Raw genomic sequence first — 15,797 nt, 5'->3', positions numbered from 1 at the left:
TTTTTTCATTAATTTTCATAAAAACTGAGGTATACTAGGAACATACAAATTTAAACGAGGTGTCATATGGAAATTAAACGAGGCGACCAAGTGATTCATTTAGTAGGTCAACAACTAGCTGTTGGCGATCAACTACCAGATGTAAACTTAATCGACAAAGACAAAACAAGTGTAGCATTAGCAGATCATATCAATGGTTTAACCGTGATTAGTATTGTACCGGACATCAATACCCGTACTTGCAACATCCAAACCAACCGCTTTGCAGCACTTGCTAAAGAAAAAGAATACCCAATTTTAACCATTTCAACCAATAGCCCAGAAGACATCGTCAACTGGTGCCATGCCAACGACGTAGACATGGTCTACCTATCAGATGAAAATCATGATTTAGCCGACGCATCAGGCTTGTTAATGGCAGAAAATGACAAATTAGCCCGTACCGTATTCTTAGTCGACGCAACAGGTAAGATTGAATACATGGAAATCGTGCCCGACATGCGCGAAGAACCAAACTACGACGCCGTGATCTCATTGGCCGATAGCTTAAGCAAATAATCCCAAAGTCCCCAACTTGATCTCGCATCGGTTGGGGCTTTTTTTTGTGAAAAGGACGGCTTTGCCTTTGCGGATATACTAGTGGTTGGTGAGTGGGTGTAGGCCAACTTGACCAAGCTTCTACCTGACCAACTCCTGGTGGCTTTTGCTTAGCAAGAGACTGTCTTTTTGCAAAAAGTACTAGCAAATACCACTTCAACATAAGCCGTACTGTTTAACTTTGGGCGCGTAAAAATGGTATAGTTAGGCTATAGAAAACCGTTGCAACGGGTCATTTAAAGGAGAGTTTACATGAGCGAATATACAGTACCAGCAGTATGGACATGGGAAAATGAAGCAGAAGAAAGCAAGAATTTAGGTGGCAACCGACCTACAGCGGGTAGCCGTTTCGAGCAAACACTACCTGTTGGTGACGCGGATTTACAATTGTATTCATTAGGTACGCCAAACGGGATTAAAATTCCAATTATGTTAGAAGAGTTGAAAGCTTTAGGTGTTTCTGAAGTTGAATACGATTTGTTCTTGATTAATATCGGTAAGGGCGACCAATTCGGGACTGATTTTGTGAAAATTAACCCCAACTCTAAAATTCCAGCCTTGGTAGATCAAAGCCAAGAGCCAGCTTTACGTATTTTTGAATCTGGTTCAATCTTACTTTACTTAGCGGAAAAATTTGGTCACTTAATCCCAACCGATATTCATGGCAGAACAGAAACTTTAAACTGGTTGTTCTGGCAAATTGGTTCTGGCCCATATGTTGGTGGTGGTTTTGGTCACTTCTTCAACTATGCACCAGAAAAAATGAAGTATCCAATTGATCGTTTTACAATGGAAACAAAACGTCAATTAGACCTGTTAGATAAAACTTTGGCAGACCGCGAGTTCATTACAGGGGATACCTACACAATTGCGGATATCGCGATTTGGTCATGGTACGGCCGTTTAGTATTAGGAGAATTGTATACCGGTTCTGCAGAATTCCTTGACGTAGACTCATATACAAATGTAATGGAATGGGCGAAACGTATTAACGAACGTCCCGCAGTGCAAAAGGGTCTTGCTGCTGAATACAAAGCAATTGACTAATTTTATATAGAAGCAAAAAATCCTGCATGCCTCATTTGCGAGTGCTTGCAGGATTTTCTTTGTTTTAACTAGTTGTGTGGGCTTTTGATACAAAATTAAATCGTATATTCGTTGGTGAAGCTAAGACTCTTTTGCATGTCGACATGGATGATCCCAGCATCAAGGTACTCTGGTGTATCCATGATGTCATAGCCCATTGCTTCATAAAAGCCAGTGACTTGTTTTTGGGCACCAAGAATAATTTGCGAATAATTTTCTTGGGCAGCTTTGGCTTCAACTTCGGCCATTAATTCATGACCTAGTCCTTGACCACGGTATGCTTCCACAATGGCTACGCGTTGTAATTTTACGGTATTAGGTGTCAATGCAAGCAAACGTGCTGTATAAGCAGGTTTGTTGTCTGCATCATAGCCAACCATGTGTAGGCAGTCAGCTTCATATTTGTCGATTTCACGATCAAGACTAATACCTTGTTCTTCTACGAATACTTCTTTTCTAATCGATAGGGCGTCCCTATAGGGCTCCGAATTAATATCATTGGTCCAAACGGTTTTCATGCCATTTCTCCTTCAACGTTTAAAATGAATAAGTGCTAAAAATGATAATTTCATTATATCATAGACAATCTATTAGACGGGCATAAATCAAATTTTAAATTGGCCAGTGCATGTGGTATTATATAATGGCATATTTATTGATTACCGTGTGTTCCATGTAAGGATGACGCGGTGAAGATTTTGTACAATTAAACAAAAATTGTTTTTTATATGAAAATTTAAAAGAAAAAGGATGAACTATATGAATTTAGCACAAGAAGTTGCCAAACGTCGTACGTTTGCAATTATCAGTCACCCGGATGCCGGGAAAACGACGATTACTGAACAATTATTATTATATTCTGGTGCCATTCGTCAAGCTGGTACAGTTAAAGGGAAAAAATCAGGCAAGTTTGCCAAATCTGACTGGATGGCTATTGAACAACAACGTGGTATCTCGGTTACTTCATCAGTAATGCAAGTAGATTACGATGGCTACCAAATTAACCTTGTGGATACACCAGGACATGAGGATTTCTCAGAAGATACCTACCGTACATTGATGGCTGTTGATGCAGCTGTAATGGTAATTGACTCTGGTAAAGGGATCGAGCCACAAACGAAGAAATTATTCCAAGTTTGTCGTATGCGTGGTATTCCGATTTTTACATTTATGAACAAATTAGACCGTGATGGTCGTGAACCAATGGAATTAGTGGCTGAGCTTGAAGAAGTTTTAGACATTGATGCATACGCTATGAACTGGCCAATGGGTATGGGGAAACAATTCCTAGGTTTATACGACTTTTACAACAAACGAGTTGAATTAACACATCCTGAAGAAAATGGCGGCAATGACTTCCTACCTTTGAATGATGAAGGGGAAGTGGATGGCGAATATAAATTTAAGGAATCATCTATTTACACGGATACTTTAGAAAATGCCGAATTAATGCGTGAGGCTGGTAACCAATTTGACGAAGAACGAATTGCTGAAGGTGAATTAACACCCGTATTCTTTGGTTCTGCCTTAACTGGATTTGGTGTACAAACCTTCCTTGATGCTTTCGTCGATTTTGCGCCAGCACCATCTGAAATTGAAACAGTTGAAGAAGGTCATCCAGTTGAACCAACGGATAAAGAATTATCAGGTTTTATCTTCAAAATCCAAGCCAACATGGACCCACGTCACCGTGACCGTATTGCCTTTGTACGTATCTGTTCAGGTACTTTTGAAGAAGGTATGGATGTAAAAGTTACACGTACCAATAAGAAAATCAAATTGAACAATACAACTCGGTTTATGGCGGATACCCGTGAGAATGTCAAAGAAGCTGTAGCAGGGGATATTATTGGCCTTTATGATACAGGAAATTTCCAAATTGGGGATACGATTTATACTGGTAAAGATGCGGTTGAATTTCCACCACTTCCTCAATTTACGCCAGAATTATTCATGAAAGTTTCACCGAAAAACGTCATGAAACAAAAATCATTCCATAAAGGGATGCAACAATTGGTACAAGAAGGTGCAATCCAACTTTACCGTACATGGCATTCAGAAGAATATATCATTGGTGCCGTTGGTCAACTTCAATTCGAAGTTTTCCAATACCGCTTACTAAATGAATATAATTCAGAAGTAGAAATGTCTAGCATGGGGAATAAAATTGCTCGTTGGATTAGTGAAGAAGAGTTGGATCCGAAGATGTCATCAAGTCGTAACTTGTTATGTCGTGACATCCACGGTAAACCAGTCTTCCTATTCGAAAATAATTTTGCTGTAAACTGGTTCCAAGGCAAATACCCAGACGTACACCTAGAAGCATTATTATAATAGAGTGTGACAAAAGTGGTTTAGCTTTGAAACGTTGGAAGAAAATGAACATCAAGCTCGTACTATGGGTTTGATGGATTTTTCTGAAACGCAGTTCAAATCTCACTTTTGGAGCAGGTTTTAATAGAGTGCGACAAAAACCGTTTAGCGCACAACCAGTGGAAGAAAATAAAAAGCAGTCAAGAAGTAGTTTAGGCTTCTTGGCTGCTTTTTTGGGTGATATAGATTGCTAGGGGTTACGGCATAAGTGGCAATTTCATAGGATATTGCAAACCCGTTTTGAATAGAGGACACGCTGTAATTATCTTGTTTTTCAATAAAGAAAAAGTGGCTAGAACAATTGTCGCAGCCACTTTTACTGTATGGTGAACGATATTATTCCTGAATAATGCGTGATTCAGCACAAAAACGANTCTTGTTTTTCAATAAAGAAAAAGTGGCTAGAACAATTGTCGCAGCCACTTTTACTGTATGGTGAACGATATTATTCCTGAATAATGCGTGATTCAGCACAAAAACGAGAAATTGTATCGAATAAAATTTCATTCGATACTTAAATGATGTTTCTTACTGAATGACGGTTCATTCAGTACAAGGCATAAAATCTATCTCGAATGGGGTTCTATTCAATAAAATAATTTCATTTCTTATACAATAGCCATTTATTCGAGAGAAAAAACCAAAAAATTCTCGGATGACAGTTTCATTCGAGAATCGCAGTTTTCTGAGCAAGTACGGGACATGTCTTCTTCGCTAATGGTTCCGTATTTTTGTCCCAGCCACTTCACTGTTTAAATCACTATGCTTCTGTATTGTCAGCAGGCTCGCTGTCTTCTTTGTTATCATTGTTGTCTTCAACCAAAGCTAATGGGTCTACGACAATTTCGTCTTCACTGTTTACGGTGAAGTAAATGTCATGGATATCACGATTTTTTAAGAAGGTATCAGCTACTTGGTCTTCGATTTGGGCTTGGATGACTCGTCTTAATGGGCGCGCACCAAGTTTAGGATCGTAGCCTAACTCAACCAATCGTTCTTTCACTTTGTCATCAACAATGACATGGATTTCTTGCGTTTCCAATAATGCGTTCATGTTGTCCAACATTAGGTCAACAATCACGATTAATTCTTTCTTAGTTAATGGCTGGAATTCGATAATGGCATCGAAACGGTTTAAGAATTCAGGTTTGAAGAAATCACCAATCTTGTTTAGGATATTTTGTTTCTTACCTTGTGTACTTGCACCGAAACCAACGCTTGCTTCAACACCATCTGTACCAGCGTTTGAAGTCATGATAATCAATGTATCTTTAAATGAAACAGTACGTCCTTGCGCATCTGTTAAACGACCATCTTCCATAATTTGTAGGAAGATATTTAATACGTCTGGATGTGCTTTTTCAACTTCATCTAGCAAGATGATTGAATATGGTTGACGACGAACTTGTTCTGTTAATTGACCAGCTTCATCGTAACCAACGTATCCTGGAGGTGAACCGATTAATTTAGACACGGCATGTTTTTCCATGTACTCAGACATGTCGAAGCGTACTAGGGCATCCTTGCGACCGAATAATTGGATGGCTAATTGACGAGCCAATTCTGTTTTACCAACCCCTGTAGGACCAACAAACATGAATGAACCAATAGGGCGATCTTGACGGCCTAAACCAACACGGTTACGGCGGATGGCTTTGGCGATTTGTTCCACGGCTTCATCTTGACCAATAACATGTGCTTTCAAGTTGTCATCAAGATTAATCAATTGATTTTGTTCTGATTCTTGTAGGTCAGAAACTGGAATACCTGTTTTGGTTTCAATGATTTGTTGGATATCAGCTAGTGTAACTGAAGGTGTCTTTTCAACAACTGTTTCTTCGCTGTCATACATTTCTTGATATTTATTTAATTGGTCACGGTAGTAGGCTGCTTTTTCATAATCTTCAGCTTCCGTTGCCATTTCTTTTAGTTTGGTTAATTCATCAATTTGACCTTTTAAAGATTCCTTGTCTAAGAATGGAATCGTCAAGTTCTTCTTAGAACCTGATTCATCGAGCAAGTCAATTGCCTTATCAGGTAATTGGCGGTCGGTGATATAACGGTCTGAAAGCTTAACTGTAGCTTCGATTGCTTCGTCTGTATATTTTACGTTATGGAAGTTTTCGTATTTTTCTTGAATCCCTTTAATAATTGCTAAGGTTTCTTCAACTGATGGTTCAGCGACCATGACTTGTTGCATACGACGAGCTAAGGCACCGTCTTTTTCGATTTTACGGAATTCGTTTAGGGTGGTTGCCCCAACTAATTGTAATTCGCCTCGGGCTAGGGCTGGTTTTAAAATGTTACCAGCGTCTAGAGAGCCGCCTTCAGTTGAACCGGCCCCAACGATTTCATGAATTTCGTCGATAAACAAAATGATATTCTTGTTCTCGCGAACTTCTTTCATCAATTGTTGCATTTTTTCTTCGAACTGACCACGAATACCAGTACCTTGAACCAAGGAAGCAACATCTAATTGGATGACTTCTTTATTGCGTAATTTTTCAGGCACAGATTTTTCAACAATCTTTTGTGCGAGACCTTCTACTACGGCTGTTTTACCAACACCTGGTTCACCAATTAATACAGGATTGTTTTTTGTACGACGATTCAAAATTTCAATGACACGTTTAATTTCGTCGTCACGACCGATAATAGGGTCGATTAAACCTTCACGTGCTTGGTCAGTTAAATTGGTACCATAGTTACCTAGAATGGTGTTATCGTTATTATTACCACCATTACCAGCTTGGGCACGTGGGCCAGCTTGTTGGTTAAAATTATTCATTTGTTGTTGTTGCATTTGACGGATTAGGTCGCTAAAAGCTGAACCGCCAAATGGATCGTTGTTACTGTTGTTATAATCCATATTTTTCTCACCATTACCTTGTGCTAATTCTGCGTAACAGTTTTGACATATATTGACAGCTTGGCGTTTACCATTCACATTTGCGTACAAATGAATGACAGCTTCGCGTTCGCCGCAGTTTTGACATAGCATATGAACACTCCTTTTCTAAATAGGATGGATGAAATGTAGATACTTCATTAAACTATCTTACCATCCCCTTATTATACTCTGACCAATCTTGACTTTCAACCTATTTGCTTCTAAAGTTAAAATTTTTCTCAAAATAGGAAAATTCTTGTTAATTGCCAAGTTTTTTGGTAAATTATTAATGAAAGAGTTTTCTTTTTATGGTATAGTCTAGGTTGTGATATTGCTCTTTACAATTGGACTTGCTATAATGGCTCTTACTATTGTTAGAGGTAGAAAAAAACATTTAAAAGGAGATTTTTGATTATGCAAAAACAAGAATTTAACATTACAGCTGAAACAGGTATCCACGCACGTCCTGCTACTTTATTAGTACAAGCAGCAAGCAAATTCAACTCAGATATTAACTTAGAATACAAAGGTAAATCTGTAAACTTGAAATCAATCATGGGTGTAATGTCTTTAGGTGTTGGTCAAGGTTCTGACGTTGTAATCACAGCTGAAGGTGACGACGAAGCAGAAGCAATCGCTTCAATCGCTGAAACTATGAAGAACGAAGGGTTATCAGAATAATATGACAAAACTAACAGGAATCGCGGCTAGTGATGGTATTGCCATCGCTAAAGCGTTCTTAGTTGAAGAACCTGACTTAAGTTTTGAAATTTCAAAATCTGACGATTCACAACAAGAAAAAGAACGCTTAGCAACCGCTATAGCAGACTCAAAAGTAGAAATCGAAAAAATCAAAGACGTAGCTTCTAAGTCATTATCTGCTGAAGAAGCGCAAGTTTTTGATGCTCATTTGATGGTACTTGAAGATCCAGAATTGAGAACAGCTTATGAACAAAAAATTGATGATGAAGGCTTAAATGCTCAATCAGCAGTTCGTCAAACAGCTGATTTCTATATCGATATCTTCAAAGGTATGGAAGATAACCCATATATGCAGGAACGTGCAGCTGACATCAAAGATGTTACTGACCGTTTAGTAGCGCATTTATTAGGTGTTCGTATTCCTGACTTATCAACAATCGATGAAGAAGTTGTTGTGGTAGCGTATGATTTAACACCAAGTGATACAGCGCAATTAAATCGTACTTATGTAAAAGGTTTTGCAACTGATATCGGTGGTCGTACATCTCATTCTGCAATTATGTCTCGTTCATTAGAAATTGCTGCAGTTGTAGGTTCTGGTTCTGCATCTAAAGAAATCAAAGACGGTGACATGGTTATCGTTGATGGTTTAAATGGTGAAGTAATCATTAACCCTGATGACGCAACAATTGCTGAATACAAAGCTACTTTAGACGCATTCTTAGCGCGTAAAGCTGAATGGGAAAAATTGAAAGATGCTGAAACTTTATCTAAAGATGGTAAAAAATTCGAATTAGCTGCGAACATTGGTACACCTAAAGATTTAACTGGTGTTCATGACAATGGTGCTGAAGCTATCGGACTATATCGTACAGAATTCTTATACATGGATTCTGATGAAATGCCAACAGAAGATGAACAATTTGAATCTTACAAAGTAGTTCTTGAGAGCATGGAAGGTCATCCAGTTGTTGTCCGTACTATGGACATCGGTGGAGACAAACATTTACCATACTTAGAATTACCTGAAGAAATGAACCCATTCTTAGGTTACCGTGCGATCCGTATTGGATTAAACCAACCTGAATTATTACGCGTTCAATTGCGTGCGTTATTACGTGCTTCTGTATATGGTACTTTACGTATCATGTTCCCAATGATTTCTAACTTGCCTGAATTCAGAGCTGCGAAAGCAATCTTTGAAGAAGAAAAAGCGAAGTTAGTTTCTGAAGGTGTAGAAGTTGCGGATAACATTCAAGTAGGTATCATGATTGAGATTCCAGCGGCAGCTGTATTAGCAGATCAATTTGCTAAGGAAGTTGACTTCTTCTCTATCGGTACTAACGACTTGATCCAATATACAATGGCGGCTGACCGTATGAACGAACACGTTTCATACTTATACCAACCATTCAACCCATCTGTATTACGTTTGATCAAGAACGTTATTGACGCAAGTCATAAAGAAGGTAAATGGACTGGTATGTGTGGTGAAGTTGCTGGGGAACCAATGGCAGCGCCATTATTAGTAGGTATGGGTCTTGATGAATTCTCAATGTCTGCATCATCTGTACTTAAAATCCGTTCATTAATTTCTAAACTTGATTCAGAAAAAATGGCTGCATTAGCTGATAAAGTTGTGAACGAAGCAACTACATCTGACGAAGCAGAAGAAATGATCCGTGAAGCTGTTCCAGAATTAGCTGAACTATAATCATTTCCCTAAATAAACATTTGAAAGAGCTTGAGCCTTAAATGACTCAAGCTCTTTTTTGCGTGTAAATGACGCAATATCACCATATACAAGATTCTTTAGAAAATAAAAATGACAGAAAACATTCATTATAATAACGATTTAGGTCAATACACCTGTATATGCAGCGAAATAATATATTATTATGACGCAAATTATAGTGTTAAATATTGTTCATATTTGCACAATGTAAGCGCTTAACGTTATAATTGAGGTGTACAAAATTTATAAGGAGTGATTTTTCGTGAGAGGTTGGCAATTTACTACGACACACGCACCATTGCAAATGGTTGAAAAAGAGGATCCGAAAGCACAAGAAGGTTATGTTGTAATCAAAACCGGTGCTGTTGGCATCTGTCATTCAGATGTTGGTGCTCTTGAGAGTGAAGAATGGATGAGCATTATGAATGTGCCTATTATCATGGGTCACGAAAATGCGGGGACGATTATTGAAGTTGGTCCAGGAGTAGTTGATTTTAAAGTAGGCGACCGTGTGGCAATTTGTCCGACTGGTCCTTCCGGTATGGCACCGGGATATGCATATGATGGTGGCTTTGGTACACGTATCCATGCACCTGCATCTGACTTAGTACATGTACCGGACGAATTATCAATCAAAGAAGCAGCATCTGCAACAGATGCTGGTATGACCTCTTATCACGCATTGTTTACTGCAGGACAAGCAAAACCAGGTATGAAAATTGCCTTAATCGGTATCGGAGGATTAGGTCAATTTGCTTTACAAGCAGCCAAAGCAGAAGGTATTGAAGATATTTATGCGGTAGATACATCTGATAAAGCGCAAGCCTTAGCGCGTGAAATTGGGGCCAAAGATGTGGTATCAAATATTACTGAATTGGCGGAAGTAGGATTAGATTTAGTTGTGGATTTTGCAGGTTTTGATATTACTACATCAGAGGCTTTAAAAACTGTTCGTCCTGGTGGTACGGTAGTCTTGGTTGGTATGGGTAAACTATATACAACGATAGATGTTACCGATTTTATCACCAAAAATAAAAAATTATTATCTTCAGTAGGTGGCGATAAAGAAGATATCGCTGCCATCTATGAATTAATGAAAGATGGTCGTTTGACACCTAAGTTACATGAAACAACATTTGAAAATATCCCTGAAGCTATTAAGGAATTAGAAGACGGGAAAGTTCAAGGACGTCTTGTGGCAATCTATCCTGACGAAGCTTAGTCAAAAAAATATATACAAGAGGATGAGACAAAAGTCCTCTAAAATGGCGTACACAATTCTTAAAAAGAGTTGTGTACGCCTTTTACTTTGAAAAATTCATATAAAATTTGATTGAAATCTATCATGGGCACAGGTTAAAGGACTGAAAGTCTAGTTCTTTAGCCGTGAAAGAGGATGAAATCGAGTGACCTTGGCTTTCAATGGTCCCACGGCTCACAAGGAACGTACACTGTAAGGACGGAAAATCTTTGATTTCAATTTTTTGTTCCAGCCTCTTTTTGTTGTATCAGACAAAAATATACTTTTATTTTTCATGGATAGAAAAATTATTAGGGAGATAAGCCTTACATTTTGGATAAAAATACTTGAATAATTTATGAAAAATTTTAGACATTTGAATACTAGTCTCCTCCCATAATGTGTTAGGATAGGTATAATAAGAAACAGTAGCATTTAGGGAGTGTTCAGATGAATATAGCAATCTTTACCGATACCTACTTCCCACAAGTGAGTGGTGTCGCTACCTCAATCCAAACATTAAAAGAGACCTTTGAAGAGAATGGGCATAATGTCTATATCTTTACCACCTCCGATCCAAAAGTAACCGGTGTGGAACATAATGTATTTCGCTATGAATCTGTGCCCTTTATCTTTTTCAAAGATAGACGGGTAGCGGTGCCTTTCTTTGGTGCCATTTACCGAAAATGTCGAGAGCTTAAAATCGATGTCGTGCATACCCAAACTGAATTTTCCATGGGTTTAATGGGGGTTAGTGTATCGAAATATATGCGCATTCCTTTAATCCATACCTACCATACATGGTATGAAAAATATCTGCATTATTTATTGAACGGTAAATTGATATCACGTAAGACGGTGGTGCAACTATCCAAAATTTTCTGCGACCAAGCAGATTTGGTCATCTCACCAAGTAAACAAATGAAGGAAGTTTTGGTGGATTACCAAATTAGAAAACCCATCCACGTTCTAGCAACGGGGGTTAAGGTACCGAAAAAAATAGACAGTGACACCTTGGCTTCTGTCCGAGAAAGATGGGGTATTCATCCAGATGAGTATTTACTCTTATCCATCAACCGGATTGCGGAAGAGAAGAATTTAATCGCCATTATCAAACAATTACCAAGCGTTTTAACGCACATTCCCAACGTCAAATTGATGTTGGCAGGCGATGGTCCTCAACTTGAGGAACTGAAAGAATTAACTGCGGAACTTGGCTTAGAAGATAAAATCATTTTTCCAGGATTTGTCGATCATGACCATGTGAATGAATTCTACCAAGCAGCCGACGTATACGTGAATTTATCGACGTCTGAAACACAGGGCCTGACATTTATTGAGGCTATCACCAATCATTTGCCTGTGATTGCAATGAAAACACCATATTTGGCTTCACTGGAAGAAACAGCACCATTTGGACATTTGCTAGATGAAGTGGCTGATTTTCCACAGGCTGTCGTAAAAGTGCATAAAGAAAAAGACATCTATGATAAAAGTTTAGATGAATTGATCTATGAAGTATCAGCCGATGCCTTTTATGAGGATTTGTATCACATTTACGAATTTATGATTGAAGAAAAAACAGAAAATAAACGTAGTTTCTTGAGTAGTAGCATGCATTTATCAACAACATTCGATGAATTATATAAACCTTTGAAATGGCCAAAAAAATATCTTTCGGCCTTAAACATTCGTCGAAAAGGAGACGAATAGGGAAATCTGTTTCTAGAACCTCTATAAATTAGGCAAATCATGGTTTTTTATGAAAATTAATTGCATTCTTATCCAATTTTGGGTTTTTTATTCATGCAAAGAGTGTTAAAATGACAAAGATAAGAAGGCGAAAGGAGATTATTATGCAATCATCTCGATTAGAAGCAATCATTACGCGTTTGAAAGCCATGCTTTCAGATGACTCAGAAATCGAAGTACGTCGTTTTGAAAAAGAGGGCGTTGAAAAATGTATCGTTCGATACAATAAAGAATCTGAAAGTTTTGAATTAGAAGACTTAACGATCAATGAAACTTTCCAATTTGACGACATCGACTTAGTCGCAATGGAAATTTACGAATTAATCCAATAATAAATTTTATTTATTTAGGAAATGAGATAAGTTCAGGTAAGTATACTTATCGTACACCAATATGGCAGACATTCTGTGTCGTATAGAGGGTCGTGGCATCACGACCCTTTTTTATTTTACAGATTTCACAAGAAAAGGGAGTTTAAGATGTCAGATTCAATGAATTTAGAAGCAATTATTGCTTTTTTCAAGTCTCAAGCAGACGACATACAAATCATCAATGGCGAACGGGCAGCAGGAATTGAGGTTGGCCAAATCACCTTTGATTCACGCGAGGTAGTGCCAGGGACTCTTTTTGTCTGCAAAGGTCTAGCCTTTAAAGAAGCGTATTTAGTGGATGCAATTGAAAAAGGTGCGGTTGCCTATGTATCTGAGCAAGCTTTTCAAGTAGATGTGCCAGGTATTGTTGTAAGTAATATTCGCCAAGCAATGCCTATTTTGGCCAATGAATTCTACCAAGCACCTTGGCAAACCGTATCTATTTCAGGGATTACGGGTACCAAAGGCAAAACAACAACTGCTGGTTTTGTAAATCAAATTTTGAGCCAAGATAGCCATGAAAAGAATGCACCACAACCTGGTTTTATCTCTTCTACGTTCAATTACGATGGTGTGACCAAAGAGGTATCTTCGTTAACTACCCCTGAAGCTATGGACCTGTACCGCATGCTGGCAACTATGCGCGATCATAACGTGACTCGTGCAACGATGGAAGTTTCTAGTCAGGCTCTCAAATATAACCGAGTTGATGGTGTCGGCATGGATATCGTGGCTTTCTTAAATATTTCACCGGATCATATTTCACCTGTAGAGCATCCGACTTTTGAGGATTATTTCCACAGTAAATTACGTATTTTTGAACATGGACGTGTTGCCGTATTAAACGAAGACACTGACCACTTCGATGAAATACTAGCAGCAGCACAAGCAGCAACGAATATCGAAAAAATTGTGACTGTTAGCCGTAAAAATCCGGGTGCAGATTATTTTGCCAACCAATTAACTTTCAATGATAGTCAACAAAACTTCATCGTGCACAACGCTGGTGAAGTAATACCAATGACTTTGAATGTTCTAGGTCATTTTAATGTCAACAACGCTTTAGTAGCTGCAGCAATTGCCCGTGAAAATAACATTGCCTGGTCAACAATACAAACAGCCTTGGCGCAAGCAACCAGCGAAGGTCGTATGGATGTGTATAAAACAAGTGACGGCAACATCACCTTTGTCATAGATTTTGCCCACAATAAAATTTCTTTCGAAGAGCTATTTTCTTCAGTGAAGGAAATGGCTCCCGACAATGATATTCGAATTGTCTTTGGGTCAGCAGGAGGAAAAGCTGAAAACCGTCGACCTGATATGGGACATGTTGCGGGATTGAATACAGATGAAATTTATCTTACTAGTGATGATCCTAACTTTGAAGATCCCTACAAGATTATGGATGAAATCGAGGCAGGTATTCGCGAAGTGAATCCCAATGCGAATGTTCGTCGTCAAATGGACCGTACGGGTGCCATTTACACAGCCTACCAGGATACGATGGCTACAGGTAAGGCTACAACGATTATTGTGGCAGGTAAAGGGTCAGAAGCAACGATTAAAATTAAGGGACGAAACGAAGTCTATGTGCCAGATTATGAGTACGTGCAACAATTAATTGCTTTTTATGAATTTACAGGTAAAATGGATATTATTAAAAAGAAATGAGAGAATCTCGAAAGTTAGGTAAGTAAACGAAAGAGAATAATCAGAAGAGGTGACGAACTTGAAAGAAATAAAGGTTGGATTATTAGGCTTAGGAACAGTTGGTGGCGGTGTGGCAAAAATTATGCACGACCATGCCCAAAAAATGTCGGATACAGAAGGCATTTCTTACAAAGTAGCGAAGATTTTTGTGCGCGATATTGAAAAATCTCGTGCGAAACATCCAGGATTACCGGAAGAAATCACCTTAACGACAGATTTTAACGATGTCATCAATGACCCAGAAATCGATATCGTCGTAGAAGTAATGGGTGGCACTAGCTTTGCTGCGGATTGCATTGAAGCAGCCTTGCGTGCAGGTAAACACATTGTTACTGCTAACAAAGACTTAATTGCTATCGAACGTGGTCAAAAATTAATTCAATATGCAGCCGCTAATCAATTAGACTTCCTTTATGAAGCAGCCGTTGCTGGCGGGATTCCAATCTTGAATAGTTTACGTACGTCATTAGCGTCTGATAAATTGTCGTCTGTTTCAGGGATTGTCAATGGGACAACGAATTACATTTTGACCAAAATGTATGAACAAGAACGTAATTTTGATGAAGTATTGGCTGAGGCACAAGCTTTAGGTTTAGCCGAAGCGGATCCATCTGGTGATGTGGATGGTTTTGATGCTGCGCGTAAAATGGTTATTTTAACTAAAATGGCCTTCGGTGTATCAGTCGACTTAGACAAGATTCCTGTGAAGGGTATTCGTCACGTCAAATCACGTGATATTCAGGTCGCTGACCAATTAGGTTATGTGATTAAATTAATTGGTACTGCATCATTTAAAGACGGCACAGTATATGCGTCAGTTGCCCCAACTTTAGTACCGAAGACACATCCATTATCAACGGTTCGTAACGAAATGAATGCAGTCTTTACGTCTGGTGCGGCAACTGGTGAAATGATGTTCTATGGTCCAGGTGCGGGTGAATTACCAACTGGGGCTATGGTTGTTTCAGATATTATGGCGATTGGTCAACATATTGAAACGCAAACTACTGGTCATGCCTTTGCGAATTACAGCCAAGAGGCAACATGGCGTGAAGCAGAAAATATTGAATCGGTTGGCTTCTTCCATTTTGTGACGGAAGACAAACAAGGTCAATTCTTGAAATTAGTCAAAATTTTTGATGACGCCAAAGTAAGTTTAGACAAAGTCTTCCAAGAACCAAAACACGAAGCCCATAATGCGGAAATCGTTGTGGTAACGCATGAAATGTCTCAAGCACAATTAGCCCAAATTCAAAGTGCAACCCAAAATAGTGATGAATTATCATTGGTATCTTACTATGCTGTCATGGCAGATGCAAAGTAGGTGGGTGCGATGACAAA

Annotated in this window: 12 protein-coding genes; 10 read left to right on the top strand and 2 right to left on the bottom strand. The window is 38.7% G+C overall.

What is annotated here, in order from left to right; translation table 11 throughout:
• The first annotated feature begins 66 nt into the window (after positions 1-66).
• Both EF384_RS03910 and yghU read left to right on the top strand, forming a co-directional pair.
• Complete coding sequence (locus tag EF384_RS03910) at positions 67-558, top strand: redoxin family protein (protein WP_123779681.1); 492 nt, start codon at positions 67-69, stop codon at positions 556-558.
• Positions 559-849: 291 nt separating this feature from the next.
• Positions 850-1,644, top strand: a complete 795-nt coding sequence (gene yghU, locus EF384_RS03905; RefSeq protein WP_123779680.1) for a glutathione-dependent disulfide-bond oxidoreductase — start codon at positions 850-852, stop codon at positions 1,642-1,644.
• A 95-nt stretch (positions 1,645-1,739) separates the two neighbouring features.
• Here the strand turns inward: yghU and EF384_RS03900 are convergent, their stop codons facing one another.
• Positions 1,740-2,201 (bottom strand): GNAT family N-acetyltransferase, encoded by a 462-nt coding sequence (locus tag EF384_RS03900; protein WP_123779679.1) that lies wholly within the window; start codon positions 2,199-2,201, stop codon positions 1,740-1,742.
• A gap of 232 nt (positions 2,202-2,433) precedes the next feature.
• Here EF384_RS03900 and EF384_RS03895 point away from each other — a divergent pair, with 232 nt between their 5' ends.
• On the top strand, positions 2,434-4,017 hold the full coding sequence (locus EF384_RS03895; RefSeq protein ID WP_199729709.1) for a peptide chain release factor 3: 1,584 nt from the start codon (positions 2,434-2,436) through the stop codon (positions 4,015-4,017).
• 799 nt (positions 4,018-4,816) lie between these two features.
• Here the strand turns inward: EF384_RS03895 and EF384_RS03890 are convergent.
• Positions 4,817-7,057 carry an ATP-dependent Clp protease ATP-binding subunit gene (locus EF384_RS03890; RefSeq protein ID WP_123779677.1) on the bottom strand — a complete coding sequence of 747 codons (2,241 nt, stop codon included), beginning with the start codon at positions 7,055-7,057 and terminating at the stop codon, positions 4,817-4,819.
• Between the two features lie 303 nt (positions 7,058-7,360).
• Between EF384_RS03890 and EF384_RS03885 the strand changes: the two genes are divergently transcribed.
• From EF384_RS03885 to EF384_RS03855, 7 genes are all read left to right on the top strand, one after another.
• A complete protein-coding gene (locus EF384_RS03885) occupies positions 7,361-7,627 on the top strand; it encodes a phosphocarrier protein HPr (RefSeq protein WP_094518372.1) in 267 nt (88 codons plus the stop codon).
• Between the two features lies 1 nt (position 7,628).
• Positions 7,629-9,362 carry a phosphoenolpyruvate--protein phosphotransferase gene (gene ptsP / locus EF384_RS03880; protein ID WP_123779676.1) on the top strand — a complete coding sequence of 578 codons (1,734 nt, stop codon included), beginning with the start codon at positions 7,629-7,631 and terminating at the stop codon, positions 9,360-9,362.
• A 283-nt stretch (positions 9,363-9,645) separates the two neighbouring features.
• Positions 9,646-10,605 (top strand): zinc-binding dehydrogenase, encoded by a 960-nt coding sequence (locus EF384_RS03875; RefSeq protein ID WP_123779675.1) that lies wholly within the window; start codon positions 9,646-9,648, stop codon positions 10,603-10,605.
• Positions 10,606-11,073: 468 nt separating this feature from the next.
• Complete coding sequence (locus EF384_RS03870; protein ID WP_123779674.1) at positions 11,074-12,336, top strand: glycosyltransferase; 1,263 nt, start codon at positions 11,074-11,076, stop codon at positions 12,334-12,336.
• 143 nt (positions 12,337-12,479) lie between these two features.
• On the top strand, positions 12,480-12,707 hold the full coding sequence (locus EF384_RS03865) for a YkuJ family protein (RefSeq protein ID WP_094518370.1): 228 nt from the start codon (positions 12,480-12,482) through the stop codon (positions 12,705-12,707).
• A 147-nt stretch (positions 12,708-12,854) separates the two neighbouring features.
• Complete coding sequence (locus tag EF384_RS03860; RefSeq protein WP_123779673.1) at positions 12,855-14,417, top strand: Mur ligase family protein; 1,563 nt, start codon at positions 12,855-12,857, stop codon at positions 14,415-14,417.
• A 49-nt stretch (positions 14,418-14,466) separates the two neighbouring features.
• A complete protein-coding gene (locus EF384_RS03855) occupies positions 14,467-15,780 on the top strand; it encodes a homoserine dehydrogenase (RefSeq protein WP_123779672.1) in 1,314 nt (437 codons plus the stop codon).
• Positions 15,781-15,797 lie beyond the last annotated feature (17 nt).

Source organism: Aerococcus agrisoli, assembly GCF_003797145.1.
In the GTDB taxonomy this organism is placed as follows: Bacteria; Bacillota; Bacilli; order Lactobacillales; family Aerococcaceae; genus Aerococcus; species Aerococcus agrisoli.
This window is presented reverse-complemented; position numbering and strand designations above follow the sequence as displayed.